This is a genomic window from Pseudomonas sp. GW821-FHT04C07 (genome assembly GCF_059420325.1).
In genome coordinates, this window is record NZ_JBWKTM010000007.1 from 105,003 (window position 1) to 120,572 (window position 15,570).

Here is a 15,570-nt window from a genome sequence, read left to right on the forward strand (position 1 = left end):
TTTTTTGGGTGTATCAAGAACAAAAAAGGAGTGATCCCAAGCCACGCTATTGGATTCTACTCATAGCCACCCGGACGCCCGATTATCAACCTGGCGGTGTCAATTGCACAGAATCAACAGGAGATGAGTCCTCACCAAAAATACATTTCACGTCCACCGCAAGGGTCTTACGTCATTTAAAACACGATAACGACACGGGCTCCTGGACAAATATCCAAACAAAACTCAATAGAAACCCTAGGCGTCGGCAAAGCATTCGGTCCGGCTGACAAGCAAACTTCCGGTAATGAGTAGCGCCACATTGTCGCCTGCGGACCTCCCTGCTACCGGAGCGCCCTTGGCCAAGCCCTCGAAACGCCCCATGGCAGGTCTCGCTGGCATTTTCCTCGCGGCCATGATGGCGGGGTTGAACAGCCGCGTCGGCGCATTAGCGCTGGCAGATGTGCGCGGTGCACTCGGTTTTGGCCTCGACGACGCCTCCTGGCTGACCACGGTGTACAGCGCCGGGGAATTGATTGCCATGCCATTTTCGGCGTGGTTTGCCATTACGCTCTCGGTCCGTCGCTTCGAACTGTGGATCCTCGGTACTTGCACGCTGCTGGCGGTGATCCTGCCCTTCATCGTGGAATATGGGTTGGCCCTTGTAGGAAAAGCGGCTGGTGCCGTCAGGCATCAGCCCTTTGCCCTGAGTCGCACGAATTTTCTGGCAGAGATTGGTCTTCCCGGACATGCAGGATTTGCACTTGCCGCATTCCGGGGTGTAGAGCGGGATCACGTGATCGCCCACCGCTACGGAGGTAACACCCTCGCCAATGGCCTCGACGACACCGCCGCCCTCGTGACCGAGGATAGCCGGAAAGATACCTTCCGGATCGGCGCCGGACAGGGTAAAGGCGTCGGTATGGCAGACACCGGTTGCGATAATGCGGACCAGCACCTCACCGGCTTGCGGAGGCGCCAAATTGACTTCAACGATTTGCAGAGGCTGGTTGGCCGCGAAGGCTACGGCGGCTCGCGATTTGATTATTATCTTTATTCCTGGGTGCCAAGGGGCACTTCGCAATTGGGCGAAGAAAGAACATGAATGGGATTGTGCTGACGGGGATCACGCAAAGTGATGCTGCAACGATGGTAAGAGACAGGGCATCCATGCCCCTATAGCGAGCTAGAGCGTTGCGTCGATTTTTTTCGCAGCAGCTTCACTTACCCAGGTGTGCCAGATTTCCGGGTGCTCTTTGAAGAAAATTTTGGCCAGCTTGGGAGAATCAATGTGCTCCTTGGTCATCCGAGCCAAGTTCTGATTTAACAGGTCGATCGGCAGATTGACCTTCTCCAGCACCGTAACCAGTTCTGGCGCCTGCTGATGGAAGACGCTGGACAGACCCACTTTGATGCTGATCTTTTTGTCGATGCCTGGCTTCTCTTCCAGCTTGACCAGATCAACTTGCCCCATCAGCGGCGTCGGCGACCAGTAGTAGAACAGAATAGGCTCGCCACGCTTGTAGCTCGACAGGACTGCGGCATCCAGGGCCGGGCCGGTACCTGGGCGGAAGTTGGTGTAGCTCGCTTCGAGGCCGTAACTTTTAAGCATTTCGCTGTTTTCCAGTTCGCAGGTCCAGCCGGCCGGGCAGTTGTAAAAACGGCCCTTGTTCGGCTCTTCCTGATCCTTGAAGAGTCCAGCGTATTGGGTCAAATCGGCGATTTTTTTCAGGTCGGGTGCCTTGGGCTTGAGGTTGCGTTTAACATCACCCTCGACCACATAACGCGGCACATACCAGCCTTCGGCTGCACCGATAATCGGTGCGCCGACACCCACTACCTTTCCGGTATTGGCTGCCTTGTTCCAGACCTCACTTCGACCGACCCACTCTTCAGCTAACACTTGAATGTCGTTGCTGCTCAAGGCGTTCTCCATGGTGATGGAGTTGCCCGGCAACGTATCGATATCACAGCCATAGCCATCCTTGAGCACTATCTGCAACACGTCGGTGAGCAACATGCCGCTTTCCCAATTGAGCCCGGCGAATTTCACCGGTTTACCCGACTCGCACCAACTGGCGGCCTGGCTCGCAGCACTACCAGCCAACAGACCAACGGAAAGCAAAGGGACTACCAGACTTTTTTTGATTTTCACAATCGCACGCTCCAACACAGTGAACAGGGTTATGGCAGTGCAAGTGTTCGCCACGTCAGTGGCGAACATCTGTCATCAACGTGAAACTCAAGCTCCTTGATGTATCGTCGGGAACCAATCTTCGCGCAGTCTCTGACCGGTCTGCATCGCATGCCCTGGATACGGTGGAGAGGTCCGTCCTGGACGCTCGATGTAACGTATATCGTCGCCCAGCCAGCGAAGCGACAACACACGTCGACGCTGCGCTGACGCATTGCCTCTGGCGCCATGTACCGTCCGAAAATCGAACAGCACCGCATCGCCAGGTTGCATCTCCCACTCCAGTACGTGCATGCCCTCTTCCGTGTCGGGATTGGGAGCGTCCCGGAATCCGTCTGCGTCCCTGTAAAAATCGCTTTGATCGGCCCAGTGGACGGGTTTTATCCCTTTCTCCCACCGATGTGAGCCTGCAAGAAGTCGCAGCGTCGACTCTCGTACCGGGTCCACGGGTATCCAGAAACTGACGTTCTGGTTGCCTTCGACGAAGTAGTAGGGGATGTCTTGATGCCAGGGCGTGGCTTTCTGCGCACCCGGCTCCTTAACCAACACATGATCATGGAAGAACTGCGCCGAACTCGAACGCATGACCGCCGCAGCGACGGAGGCGGCAGGTGACTGCTCCACCATTGCGCGAAACTCTGGAATCCGCTGCCAGTTGCAATAGTCATCGAAAAAGCCGCCCGGTTTGTCATCCTTCTCGACGTATCTGCTGGCGTAAACGCCCGGCTCGGCGAGGTTGCGTTCAATACCGGTGACGATGGTCTCGATCCAGTCACTGAAAATGCCGCGCAGGCAGACCGCTCCATCGCGCTGAAAGGCCTCGATGTCATTTTCATTAATGGTGTATGAGCTGTGTGTCATGACCTGAAACTCCCAGAAGCAAAAAATAAAGGTGGGCGCGGGACAAATATTTCATGACACTCAACAATGATAAAATAATATGTATTGATTTATCACCTAAGAAAATCTTATGAAGTTCAGCCTGCGACAACTCCGTTACGCACTCGCTGCAGCCAAACACAGCAACCTCACGCTGGCTGCCGAAGAGTTGCACGTTTCCCAGCCATCGATCTCCACCGCCATTACCGAATTGGAACTGCTTTTCGGCCAGCCACTCTTTGTTCGCCAACGCGGGCTCGGCGTGACTCTGACCCCCTTCGGCCGCACGGTGATGGCTCAGGCAAAACGCGTCTTGGCCGAGGCTCGGACCTTTTCGGATATCGGGAGCAATAGCAGCGAGTTTGCCGGGGAACTGGTACTGGGGTGCTACGAGGACCTGGCTCCATATTGCCTGCCGCAGATTCTGAGACGCCTCCAACAAGACTATCCTCAGGTCACTGTCGATATGCGCGAAGGCGGGTTCGAATATCTGGGCAAGCGTCTCGCTGAGGGCACTTTGGAGCTGGCGTTGACGTACGATCTGGGGTTGCCGGCAAATATGGAATGCATAGAGCTATGCCAGCTGACCGCCCATGCCCTACTGTCTGCTGATCACCCGCTGGCAAACGAGCCCCGTGTCAGTCTGGCAGCGCTAAGCGAATGTAATCTGGTGGTGACTGATCAAATCCACAGCTGGCAGCACGTGCTGGACCTGTTCAACTTCTATGGACTCGCGCCCGACAGCGTCCAGCGCACACACAGCTTCGAGTTTCAACGCAGCCTTGTTGCAAACGGATTCGGTGTGGCGCTGACCTATACCAGACCCTTCGGCGACCATAGCTACGATGGTCAGCCTCTGGTCTGTCGTCCCATACGGGAAGAGCTGCCCGCTCAGCGCATCGTCTTAGCCTATGATCAGCGCTACCCTTTAACGCCACCTGCTGAAGCGTTCAAAATGCAAGCCGTGACCTGGTTCAAGGAACGACTGCCGTTTGCGTCAAATTGAATATTCCGCAGGGGCCATCCGCATCCAGCACTGCTCGTCCGGACGAAAACCGGACGAGCCATTGGTTCAATGCCTCGTCTTGCGCTCCAGTAAACGCACGCCGAGTGACAGCGGATAACACAGCGCAAAGTAGATCGCGCCCACGAGAATGTAGATCTCCAGCGGCATGAAGTACACGCTACTCAAGTCCTGAGCCCGCAGCATCAAATCCGGCGCCGCGATCAGCGAGGCAACCGAGGTATCTTTCAACAGCGAGATCGCCACATTGCCAATCGGCGCCAGCACAATACGAATGGCTTGGGGCAACACAACCCAGCGCAACACCTTGAGATGAGGCATACCAATCGCTTTCGCCGCCTCCACCTGCCCCTTGGGCACCGCCTCCAGACCCGAACGGTAAATCTCCGACAGGTAGGCGGCAGCATTCAGCCCCAACCCGATCATCGCTGCCTGGAACGAGCTGAACTGAACGCCGATTTCGGTCAGGCTGAAATAGACGATGAACAACTGCACCAGAGCCGGAGTACCGCGAAACACTTCGATGTAGATCAGCGCCGCGCGCCGCAATGCCCGATTGCTCGAGAGTCGCGCCAGCGCCACCAGCAGACCGACGATCAAGCCAATGACCAGCGCACCGAATGCCAATTGAAGAGTGGCCCAGGCCGCTGTAAGAAGTTCGACATGGGTTGCTTCCCACAGGTCGCCATAGCCCATATCAATTCTCCTTGACGACTTTGAGTCGCCGTTCGGTCCGCGCTGCCCAGTGGGAAAGTACCAGGCTTAACACCAGGTAGATGATCGCCAACAGGAAGTAGATCAGGTTGGTCTGGTAGGTTTCGCTGACCAGCATCCGCGCCTTGAAGGTCAGCTCCGGCACCGCCGCCGCTGACGCCAGAGACGTGTCCTTGAGCAGACCAATGGCGAAATTGGCCATCCCTGGAATGGCGACCTTGAACGCTTGGGGCAGCACGATGATGCGCATCGCCAGGGAGCGGGTCATGCCGATGGAAAACGCCGCTTCGCTTTGCCCACGATCGATGGTGCGGATGCTCGAACGGAACACTTCCGAAAGAATCGCCGCACCGTTGAGACCAAAACCAATGATCGCCGCACCAATCGCCGGCAACGTGATTCCGATGTAGGTGAGCCCGAAGTACAGAATGAACAGCTGGGTCAGGATCGGTACGTTGCGAAACACCTCCAGGTACACGCTGGCGATCAAGCTCAGCACCCGGCTGCGCGAGAGCCGCATCAGCGCCAGGCAAAACCCCAACAGCGCAGCCACAACGAACGCAGCGGCGGTCAGACCGACGGTGGTCAGCGCCCCGATGCCCAGCACATTCAAAAAGTACGGCAGCATCTCGATGGCTTTGTTCAGTGCGGTGGAATCGAACATCAATCAGTGCTCCTGCACGGCGCGGATGAAGGAGCGGGTACGTTCGATCTGGCTCTCACGGAAAATCTGCCGGGGCGGGCCTTGCTCGACAATGTTGCCGTCGGCCATAAAGATCACCTGATCGGAGACGCTTTCGGCGAAATGCATTTCATGGGTCACGATAATCATCGTCATGCCCTCCTCCGCCAGCTTGCGCATGACGGTCAGCACTTCGCCCACCAGTTCCGGATCCAGCGCCGAAGTGGCCTCGTCGAACAACATCAGCTTGGGTCGCATCGCCAGCGCCCGGGCGATGGCGATGCGCTGCTGTTGCCCACCCGAGAGCTGTTCCGGGTACACGTCACGCTTGGCGAACATGCCCACCTTGTTCAGCAGATCCTCGGCAAGTTCCACCGCTTCGGCGCGACTGCGTTGTTGCACCTTGAGCGGGCCGAGGATGATGTTTTCCAGTACCGAGAGGTGAGGAAACAGGTTGAAACGCTGGAACACCATGCCGATCTCGGTGCGCATCCGCGCCAGCTCCTTATCGCTCATGGGCACTTTTCGTGTGCCCACCAAACGCTGGCCGATCAGTTCGTTATCGATGTAAATGTCACCTTTGGTCGGCTCTTCGAGGTAGTTGACGCAGCGCAGCAAGGTGGTCTTGCCCGACCCGCTGGGCCCGATGAGCGAGATCTTCTGGCCCTGCTGTACGTTGAGGTCGATGCCTTTGAGAACGTCCAGGCTACCGAAGGACTTGTAGAGCCCCTCGATCCGCACCAGTGGAGTTGATTCAGCCATGAGCAATGTCCGTAAGTGGATGACGCAAACTATGATCGCGACGTCGACTCAGGCGAAGGCCTGACTGAAATCTCGCGGCGTATGCTCGAACGGCCCGATGAGGTTGCCCTTCTCGTCCCGATCCACGCCGATGCGCGGGTCCTTGGCTGGAGGCACGAGGTAGTCGGGGTTCTTGATCCCGTACTTGGCGAGGATCGGTTTGATCTGATCGGTACTCTTGAGCCAGCGCAGGCCCTGGTTCACGCCATCGAACAAGTCCTGGTTCTGCGGATGAACGCCCCAGATCGCCTCGAACTTGGCGGTCAGGCTGGGGAATTTTTCATCGTAGGACATGGGGATTTGTTTGAGCTTGAGGCTGGGGTCCTGAAGGATCATGTAGTCGATGGTCGGGGCATCCAGCACCGCAAAATCCAGCCGTCCGGCGCGCACGTCTCGCAGGCAGGAGTCGGTATTGTCGTAGAGTTTGACCTCCTTCACGCCCTCGATTTTCTTCATGTCCGGGATGGTGAAATAGCCGGTAATGGCGCCGATGGTGCGACCCTTCACATCGTTCACGGTGATCGAGGTTTCGAACGGCTCGCTGTCGCGCATGATCACGTAGGCACCGGTGTAGAACACCGGGTCGGTCAACAGCAGGATCTTCGAACGCATCGGGTTCCAGGCGAAGTTGCCGCCGAACCAGTCGGCGCGTCCCGACCTCACCGCTTCCACCACCGCTGGAAAACCCATGGTCAGGACATCGAGCTTGAGTTCGAGGCGGTCGGCGATGAGCTTGATAAGTTCCAGATCGGTGCCCACGGGTGTACCTTCGCGCAGCGCCCCCAGAGGCATGTCGCCCAGGCAGGCCGCGGTCAGATAGCCGGGGCGCACGGTTTTGATCGGTTGCCCGGCAGCGAATGCGAGCGGCATCGGGCCTATCACGCTACCCAACAGGGCCGCCAATGAACCATAGCCAGCGGCTTTGAGGAGCCCGCGTCGGGAGAAACCTTGAGTATCAAACTTGAAATCGGACATAGATCACCTATTGGCAAATTATTGTTTTGGACCATTACAAGCCATACAACTCAACCGCCGTCCGTGGCTCGATCTCCCTGGGTTTCATGATCGTGTCGGCAAGCCCGCCAGAATGTCGATGGCATTGACGTGGGGCTTGCCAGCTTGCTGCCGGCGACGCTTGAGCAGCAGGTAAGCCGCGGATACCACGCCAAGACTGACCAGGCTGGCGAGGAACTGCGTACGCAAGGATTCTTGAAAAGCCATGGCTACCAAAACACCCGCAATCACTGCCACCACAGCATAGGACAACCACGGAAACAGCCACATCTTGAGGGTCAGTCGCGCGGGCGCCGTGGCTTCTACCTGGCGTCGAACCTTGATCTGCGCCAGCGCCACTGCCAGATAAACGAACAACATCACCGCACCGGAAGCGTTGACCAGAAACAGGAACACACCCTCTGGAGAAATGATCGCGGCCATGATTGCGATGTAGCCGATCACACTGCTCAGCAGCACCGCCGCTCTTGGTACTTTGCGACCGGTGAGGGTCGACAGTTTCGCCGGTGCATCACCGCGCTGACTGAGGCCGAAGAGAATCCGCGAAGACACGTACAACCCGGAGTTCAGCGCCGAGAGCACGGCCACCAGCACCACCGCTTGCATGATCATCGCGGCGCCGGGAATGCGCATGACCTCCAGCGCCGCCACGAACGGCGAATGGCCGGCGACGATCTGCCCCCAGGGCACCACGCAGACAATCAGGAAGATCGAGCCGACATAAAAGGTGATGACCCGGAAGATTACCGAACGGGTCATGTTCGCCACGTTCTTCGATGGATCGTCCGACTCAGCGGCGGCAATGGTCGCGATCTCGGCGCCGCCTACCGCGAAAATAACTGTGGGTACACCGGCCAGAATCGCACTCACGCCGTAAGGCATGAAGCCGCGGTCATTCACCAGATTGCCCAGCAGCGCGCTGGTGCTTGGGGCGAAACCGAAGAGGTAAGCGCCAACCACAAAGATGAAGACGATGATCGCGAAGACCTTCAATGAAGCGAACCAGTACTCGAATTCACCATAGGACTTCACCGACAGACAGTTGATGGCGGTCATGATCGCCAACAGACTCAGACCGATCATCCACGCCGGCAGCGGTATCCATTGCTGGAGGATATTGGCACCGACCACCGCTTCAACCGCCACCACGATCACCCAGAAGTACCAGTACAACCAGCCACTGGTGAACCCGACCCAATTGCCCAGGCCGATTCGGGCGTATTCGGTAAAGGAGCCGACACCGGGCAAGGCCACGGCCATTTCACCGAGCATGCGCATGACCAGCATCACCACGATGCCGGCAGCGAGATAACTGAGAAATGCCGCCGGGCCAATGGCCTGAATCGTTGCGCTACTGCCGACAAACAGGCCTGCGCCGATGATCCCGCCGAGCGAAATCATCGTGATATGGCGTTGGCGCAGAGCCCCGCTCAGCCGCTGTTCGCCTGATTTTTTAACGGATTGCCGGGCGTTGTTCATTGGATGACCTCCGCGTTGTTGGGTGAGGTCGATCGACCGGATAAATTCATCGAAGACTTTGCGCGAGGGGGACAACACACCGGATACTCTGTGCCGCCCGCTGACGGGCTGCAGAGTAGGTGGTGCCGGAGCGTCAAGGGCGAACCCGGCTGGAACGTTTTGATAGTCATGTGCGTACCCATTGGGCTGAGCATGGCAGCCATTTTCTTATTGTGTTGCATTACAAGCATTACAACTCACACACTAATCACGGTTTTTTAGCTTGTCAATGGGCTTTGTATCAGATAAAAAGCAATACAAATTTGCTTATTGTCTTGCTGCAAGCATGACAAGCAGGGATAAAGCACCATGAGTCAATTCGAACAACTGCTGGACGAGCTGAAAGCCAATGCGGCTTTGCAGCGCGACAAAGCCGAAACCCTTTACGCCCAATTGGCCGACTCACTGGCTGAGGCGATCGGCAACGGCAAGCTCAAGCCGGGCGAGCGTTTGCCGCCCCATCGCGAGTTCGCCAGCGCACTGGGGGTGAACATCACCACGGTGACCAAGGCCATGGCCGTGTTGCAGCAGAAAGGATTGGTCGAAAGCCGTCCGGGTCGCGGTACGCAAGTCGCCCTGCCTCGGCATCCAGCCGCGCAGTTCCAGTCGGCGCCGAGCAATGACCCGGGCACTGTCGACCTGAGCGTCAATCGTCCGGCCACCGATGGTTTTAATCGGGTGCTGGCGCAGTTGCTGCCGCGTCTTTCCAGTGACCCGCGCTTTGGTGACATGAAGGACTATCACCCGTCCGAAGGTCCGCTTTGGGCTCGTGAAGCCGCAGCGCAGTGGTTGCGCCACACCGGCGTACAGGCCGAAGCCTCGCAGATGCTGATCGTCGAAGGCGCCCAGCATGGCATCGCCAATACCCTGCGCAGCCTGACCAATAGCGGCGATACCGTGCTGGCCGATAGTGTGACCTATCAGGGCATCAACGCTTTGTGTCGCTCGCTGGGTCTGATCCTGATCGGGGTCGACGCCGATGCCCGCGGCATTTCACCCGAAGCCTTGCGCCTGGCCTGCGCCGAACATCAGCCACGACTGTTGTTTCTGGTGCCCTCGATCCATAACCCGACCGCCATCACTCTGGACGCCGAGCGCCGCGAAGAACTGGCAGCAGTGATTCGGAAAACCAACCTGCTGGTCATTGAAGACGATGTGTATCGGCCGCTACTGGATCAATCGCCCCCGGCCTTCGCGGCGTTGATGCCGGAGCGGACGATTTACATTTCGGCACTGTCCAAATGCATCGCCCCGGGGTTGCGCATGGGCTTCGTCATGGCTCCTCAGCCGCTGGTGCAAGACATCGCCGCCATGCAGCGCATCGACTGCTGGAGTACTTCGCCGCTGACAGCGCTGATTGCCACCCGGCTGATCGAGGACGGTCATGCCGACCACCTGGTCTCGGAACAACGCGAAGAACTGCGCATCCGCCAGGCGCTGCTCGCCACTCACCTTGAAGGTCTGGAATTCCAGCACAGCGCCACCGGCACCCATGCCTGGCTGGTCCTGCCGGAACCCTGGACCGGTTCGCGCTTCGCACGCCTGTGCCAGGACCACGGCGTGGTGCTGCTCGCTGGTGGGGCCTTCACCTTGCGCCCGGAGCTCTCGCCACAAGCAGTGCGGATCAACATTTCAGCTGCCCTGTCACGCGAGCAGCTGATCAAAGCCTTGAGCGTCATCAGCCAACTGGCACGCCAGGGTCATCTCCATATGCACAACCGGATCTGAGGACATGACACAGCCAGTTCATTGTGAAATTGCCGTTATCGGCGCAGGCGTTATCGGGGTTGCCACCGCACTCTGGCTGCGCCGCCAGGGTTATCAGGTGCTGTTGCTCGAGCGCGACGCAATTGCCTGCGGCGCGTCTTACGGCAATGCCGGTACCCTCGCGCCTTACGGCGTGATGCCTATTGCCCAGCCATCGCTGCTGAAGGCGATTCCGTCCCTGCTGTTTTCACCGGACTCGCCCTTCGTCATTAACTGGGCACGCCTGCCCCGGCTGATGCCCTGGCTGTTACGGTTTCTCAATGAATGTCGCGCTTCGCGTTGCGAAGCCAATACCCTGGCCCTGACAAAAATACTCCAGCACACCTACAGCGGTTATGCGCCGTTGCTGGCCGACTGCCCGCAGGCTGATCAGCATTTACGTCACAACGGTTGCATTTATGCCTACGGCACCGAGCAAAGTTTCGCCGGCGCGCAGTCAGCCATCGAGCTGCGCCGTTCTCTGGGTATTGCGCAGCAGGTATTGAGCGCGGCCGATGTCGAACAACTGGAGCCAGCCCTTGCTGGCAAATCGGTGGCCGGCATTCTGTTTCCCGAGTCGTCCCATATGGATGATCCGCAAGCCTTCATTGAAGCGCTGGCGGCGCCGCTGATCGCCGAGGGGGCGCTGCATCAGGCGACGATCACTGACGTGCAACGGCAGAGTAACGCCCTGCATCTGCTCAGTGCCGAAGGCCAGACCTACCGCGCCGACCGGGTGGTGCTGTGCGGCGGCGCCTGGTCCGCGGCGCTGGCACGCCAGGTCGGGGATCGCATCCCGCTAGATACCGAGCGCGGCTATCACATCGAATTCGACCTGCAAGACACCCTGCTCAACCGCCCCTGCTGCCCAGTGGAAAGTGCGTTCTACATGACGCCCATGGCCGGCCGCCTGAGGGTGGCGGGCACAGTGGAGCTCGGCTCGATCAATGACCCGGCCAATCCCAAGCGTTTCGATTACCTGGAGCGACACGTGCGCCGAGTTATGGGTCTGACCGAACCGGTGGCCCGCAAGTGGCTCGGGTTCCGCCCGTCCCTGCCCGACTCGTTGCCAGTGATCGGCCCATCGCCGAACGAACCACGACTGATCTATGCCTTCGGCCATCAACACCTGGGCCTGACCCTCGCCGGGGCGACCGGCCAGTTGGTCGCGGACTGCATCGCCGGCAAGGCACCTGGCTGGCTGGACAGTTTTTCCGTGCAACGCTTCTAAACCGCGCCATTCCACAGGAGAGCAATTGATGCCAACCATCGAACGCAAACACACCAATCAGCGCATGAGCCAAATTGTCATTCACGGCAACACCGTGTTCCTCGCCGGTCAGGTCGGCGAAACCCACCACAACGTCGCCGACCAGACCCGCGATGCCTTGGCACAGGTTGATGCCTTGCTCAAAGAGGCTGGCTCGACGCGGGAGCATTTGCTGCAAACCACCATCTGGCTGGCCGACATGGCGGACTTCGACGCAATGAACGCAGTATGGGACGCCTGGGTACCGAAGGGGCATGCCCCGGCTCGTGCCTGTGGCGAGGCGAAACTGGCTGACCCACGGTTGTTGGTGGAAGTCATCGTCTGCGCGTCGAGGAAGTGAACTCTCAGGACGTTCTCATACGTTTCAAATGTCAAGTACAACCGATAGATGCCTTTAGTGACGGGCAGCAATCGGCCCAGATTGTCAAAAGCTCGAAACCTGGTAGCACTCTGTGGTTGCGAATCACTTCTTGCTAGCGGGCTGCGCAGCTATCAAGGAGTCAGTAATTTCCTCTTGTGCTCTCCCTCGGCCAATCAGCCAGCGTTGAAATGCCCGACATTGCGCTTTCTGCAGAGTGTTAGGGTGCCAACTCAGGTAATACGGCGAGGGAAGAGGCATGGCTCGCTGCCAGGGAATGATCAAGCGCCCTTCATCGATGTCACGGGCAATCATGGAAAACTGCGCCAGCACTATTCCTTGGTGATCGATGGCGGCTTGAATAGCCATGCTGGACGAAGAAAAGCTACGACGTATGGCAATCGTCTGCTCGACGGCAGCGCCTCCCAGCTCAAACCATTCGGCCCATGAGGGGGGTGAGTCAAATTTCGGCCGCGAATCGATACGGATAAGTGGGTATTGGAGCAGGTCACCGGCATGCTCCACATTGCCTGGATGGCCTAAAAGCGTCGGTGAGCATGCCGGTACCACACAATCGCGGAACAGTACAACGCTATGCCCGGCATATTGGCCGGGTTCGCCATAGCCGATACGAAAATCTGCGTTTTCCTCCTCCGAAGTATCCGCCAGCGTGCCATCCAGATAGATGTCGAGATCACCATCCTCATGCTGCCATTCGTAGGTGAGAGGCGCCAGCCACTTGGTCATGAGAGAAGGCAGGCCACTGACATACAAATTGTTGGGGTTTTTCGAACGCTCTACTTCGGAAACAGCGGCTCTCAATTCTTCAAATGCTATAGAACACCGCGCATGAAAACGCTGGCCAATGGCGTTCAGCCGCAAGCGCTGTCCCTCCTTGACCGTCAAGCTCATGCCCAGCGCTTCATCAAGCAACTTCATCTGCTGACTCACCGCGCCCACGGAGATGTTCAAACGCTTTGCGGCTTGGGATATACCGCCACAGTGACCAACGGTTTCGAATATCTGGAGGGCTCGTAAGGGCGGTAAGCGACTCATGGCGATGCGAAGGCCTCGAAAGCGTTTTAAGTTTAGAAATTCTAATAAAAATGACAGAAATTACCATATTTTCTTCATATCAAAACCGCTTTAGCCTTCTCCCACGCTCAATCGAGCGATGGCCTGGCCGGTCCAGCCCCCCCCTCAATCATTTCGTTTCTCGGGAGTTCGCAATGAAAGCTCATCCTCAACAGATCACTCAGGTAGTCCTCGGCGATAGGGAGCCCTCCATCGAAGAGTTTGTCGCGGTAGCCCGTTATTCGGCCAAAGTGTCGTTTTCCGAGACCTACAAGAACCGCGTGAAAAAGTCCCGTGGCCTGGTGGAGCGTTTCCTCGATGAAAATCGCCTGGTCTATGGGGTGACCACCGGGTTCGGCGATAACGTTCGGCATGTGATTTCTCCGCAGAATGCCAAGGAGCTCCAGGTCAATATCGTGCGCTCCCATGCCGTCGCCGTGGGCGAGCCGCTCAAGCGTGAGCAGGTTCGTGCGATCCAGTTGATGGTTCTGATCAGCCTTGGCAAAGGTTTTTCGGGGGTGCGCCTGGAGTTGCTGGAGCTGATTGCCGCTCTGCTCAACAACGAAGTCGTGCCGTTTGCGCCTGGCGAGGGTTCGGTGGGCTATCTGGCCGTCGAGGGGCACCTGGCCTTGGTCCTGCTGGGCGAAGGCCAAGCCAGGGTCAATGGCGGCGAATGGGTGGATGGCGCCACCGCGCTTGAACAGGTCGGCCTGCAACCGACAGACCTGCAGTGCAAAGAAGGATTAGCCCTGCTCAATGGCACCACGTCAGTTACCGCCATCGCTATTCTGGCGCTCTACAACGCCATGCAAACAGCCTCTCTTGCCGATGTCGCCGCAGCACTTTCACTTGAAGCGTTGAAGGGCACGATTCGCGCATTCGACCCTCGCTATCACTCGGTCAAAGCACACAAAGAACAGGCGCAAACCGCCAGGGATATAAAGGCGATGCTGCATGATAGCCAACTGGTCGCCGAAAACATCGATTACCGGCTTCAGGATGCCTACAGCCTGCGTGCCATTCCCCAGGTGCATGGCGCTTCGAAAAAATTCATTGATCACGCACGCGAAAATATCGAGAACGAAATTCACTCCTCGGGCGACAACCCGGTCATCTACCCTCTTGACGACGGCGACGGCATTGCCATTTCAGGCGCCAACTTCGACGGCACCTACATCGGCATGTCAGCGGATACGTTGTGCGTGGCGCTGGCCAACCTGGCGAAGATTTCCGAGCGCCGTATCGACCGGATGGTCAATTCACACTTCAGTGAAATGCCGGCGTTCCTGGTGCGCAACCCGGGCCTTAACAGCGGGTACATGATCCTTCAATACACGGCGGCTGGCCTGTACGCGGAAATGAAGACGCTGTCGTTCCCCTCCTCTGTCGACAGTTTCTCGACCTGCGGCAACCAGGAGGATCTGGTCAGCCTCGCCTACAACGCCGTCATCAAGGCTTACAAGGTTTCCGAAAAACTGGAGTCGGTGCTGGCGATTGAACTGCTGGTGGGTTGCCAGGCCTTGGACTTCCATGATGTGCACAAGGCTTCTAGCGTCACCAAGGCAGTTTATGATCTGGTGCGTAGCCGAGTACCGGTCGCCGACAATGATCGTGCATTCTATTCGGACATGATGAGTGTCACCGAACAGGTACGTAGCGGTGAAGTACTTGCCACGGTGCTGAAAAACCTGAAGTAAATTTGTTGTACTCCAAGGCTGTCCATTGGTTGTCAAGGGTATGCGTTTCTCTGCATTTCGACGACTGATGGATTGCCTTGGGGCCGAGCCTGGATCTGTATCAGCGTTTTCGGAAGCGATGTGGGGCACCTCCTCAACATGGTCACCAATCAGCAAATCCGGGAAGTCGATAACCTCACCTGCTTTGCCCCCATCTGATAAACATAGCTACGGTGTCCGTGCCAATCCTGGACATGATGACCGCCTCGAACCACTCACTGGCCATAAACCAAAGTACTCGCGAATGCTGAATGTGAGCGGCCCGGAAATCTAGTCTGAAAGAGCCGATTCGGCCCTGGCTTGAAGCCGTTTCCAAAGCGCACCAACTTGTTACCGAACGCCCCAACGTAGCGCAAAACCATATTCAAGTTACAACCACCACGCCTTCGCAAAAACCCTCTGAAAAAATTCGATACCCGGCAAACCTTTGCCCCAAGGGCTTTTCAGCCAGATCCAACACTTTATTGAACGACTATCCAATAAGTTGGCCGCTTGATTGCATAGTCTTGTATGTACAAGTAAAGACGTATGAGTATGGGTCACGAAGACTCGACCATCGTCCATTGATTCGCTTGTGGCGC

The 15,570-nt window shown here is 57.5% G+C and carries 13 protein-coding genes and 1 pseudogene; 5 read left to right on the plus strand and 9 right to left on the minus strand.

Features of this window, described 5'->3' with window-relative positions; all coding sequences use genetic code 11:
• Positions 1-613: 613 nt before the first annotated feature.
• From AC07UI_RS14760 to AC07UI_RS14770, 3 genes and pseudogenes are all read right to left on the minus strand, one after another.
• Positions 614-1,027 (minus strand): annotated as a pseudogene (locus tag AC07UI_RS14760) (alcohol dehydrogenase catalytic domain-containing protein); the annotation flags it as partial.
• Between the two features lie 138 nt (positions 1,028-1,165).
• On the minus strand, positions 1,166-2,134 hold the full coding sequence (locus AC07UI_RS14765) for an ABC transporter substrate-binding protein (RefSeq protein ID WP_494993185.1): 969 nt from the start codon (positions 2,132-2,134) through the stop codon (positions 1,166-1,168).
• Between the two features lie 87 nt (positions 2,135-2,221).
• A complete protein-coding gene (locus tag AC07UI_RS14770; protein WP_494993186.1) occupies positions 2,222-3,034 on the minus strand; it encodes a phytanoyl-CoA dioxygenase family protein in 813 nt (270 codons plus the stop codon).
• Positions 3,035-3,143: 109 nt separating this feature from the next.
• Here AC07UI_RS14770 and AC07UI_RS14775 point away from each other — a divergent pair, with 109 nt between their 5' ends.
• Positions 3,144-4,058: a LysR substrate-binding domain-containing protein gene (locus tag AC07UI_RS14775; RefSeq protein WP_494993187.1), complete on the plus strand. Its 915-nt coding sequence runs from the start codon at positions 3,144-3,146 to the stop codon at positions 4,056-4,058.
• Positions 4,059-4,124: 66 nt separating this feature from the next.
• Here the strand turns inward: AC07UI_RS14775 and AC07UI_RS14780 are convergent, their stop codons facing one another.
• From AC07UI_RS14780 to AC07UI_RS14800, 5 genes are all read right to left on the minus strand, one after another.
• A complete protein-coding gene (locus AC07UI_RS14780) occupies positions 4,125-4,772 on the minus strand; it encodes an amino acid ABC transporter permease (RefSeq protein ID WP_494993188.1) in 648 nt (215 codons plus the stop codon).
• Position 4,773: 1 nt separating this feature from the next.
• The gene (locus AC07UI_RS14785) at positions 4,774-5,454 is read right to left on the minus strand and encodes an amino acid ABC transporter permease (protein ID WP_493136927.1); all 681 of its coding nucleotides are present in this window, start codon (positions 5,452-5,454) and stop codon (positions 4,774-4,776) included.
• A gap of 3 nt (positions 5,455-5,457) precedes the next feature.
• On the minus strand, positions 5,458-6,234 hold the full coding sequence (locus AC07UI_RS14790; RefSeq protein ID WP_493136926.1) for an amino acid ABC transporter ATP-binding protein: 777 nt from the start codon (positions 6,232-6,234) through the stop codon (positions 5,458-5,460).
• 48 nt (positions 6,235-6,282) lie between these two features.
• Positions 6,283-7,248 carry an ABC transporter substrate-binding protein gene (locus AC07UI_RS14795; protein ID WP_494993189.1) on the minus strand — a complete coding sequence of 322 codons (966 nt, stop codon included), beginning with the start codon at positions 7,246-7,248 and terminating at the stop codon, positions 6,283-6,285.
• 84 nt (positions 7,249-7,332) lie between these two features.
• Positions 7,333-8,766 (minus strand): amino acid permease, encoded by a 1,434-nt coding sequence (locus tag AC07UI_RS14800; protein ID WP_494993190.1) that lies wholly within the window; start codon positions 8,764-8,766, stop codon positions 7,333-7,335.
• Positions 8,767-9,114: 348 nt separating this feature from the next.
• On the opposite strand from AC07UI_RS14800, the gene AC07UI_RS14805 reads away from it, so the two are divergent.
• The 3 genes from AC07UI_RS14805 to AC07UI_RS14815 are packed head-to-tail and all read left to right on the plus strand — an operon-like array spanning position 9,115 to position 12,161.
• Positions 9,115-10,533, plus strand: coding sequence for an aminotransferase-like domain-containing protein (locus tag AC07UI_RS14805; RefSeq protein WP_494993191.1), 1,419 nt, complete (start codon positions 9,115-9,117; stop codon positions 10,531-10,533).
• A 4-nt stretch (positions 10,534-10,537) separates the two neighbouring features.
• Positions 10,538-11,782 carry an NAD(P)/FAD-dependent oxidoreductase gene (locus tag AC07UI_RS14810; RefSeq protein WP_494993192.1) on the plus strand — a complete coding sequence of 415 codons (1,245 nt, stop codon included), beginning with the start codon at positions 10,538-10,540 and terminating at the stop codon, positions 11,780-11,782.
• A 28-nt stretch (positions 11,783-11,810) separates the two neighbouring features.
• The gene (locus AC07UI_RS14815) at positions 11,811-12,161 is read left to right on the plus strand and encodes a RidA family protein (protein WP_494993193.1); all 351 of its coding nucleotides are present in this window, start codon (positions 11,811-11,813) and stop codon (positions 12,159-12,161) included.
• 123 nt (positions 12,162-12,284) lie between these two features.
• Here the strand turns inward: AC07UI_RS14815 and AC07UI_RS14820 are convergent, their stop codons facing one another.
• Positions 12,285-13,235 (minus strand): LysR substrate-binding domain-containing protein, encoded by a 951-nt coding sequence (locus tag AC07UI_RS14820; RefSeq protein WP_494993194.1) that lies wholly within the window; start codon positions 13,233-13,235, stop codon positions 12,285-12,287.
• 173 nt (positions 13,236-13,408) lie between these two features.
• Between AC07UI_RS14820 and AC07UI_RS14825 the strand changes: the two genes are divergently transcribed.
• Positions 13,409-14,950, plus strand: coding sequence for an HAL/PAL/TAL family ammonia-lyase (locus tag AC07UI_RS14825; protein ID WP_494993195.1), 1,542 nt, complete (start codon positions 13,409-13,411; stop codon positions 14,948-14,950).
• Positions 14,951-15,570: the final 620 nt, after the last annotated feature.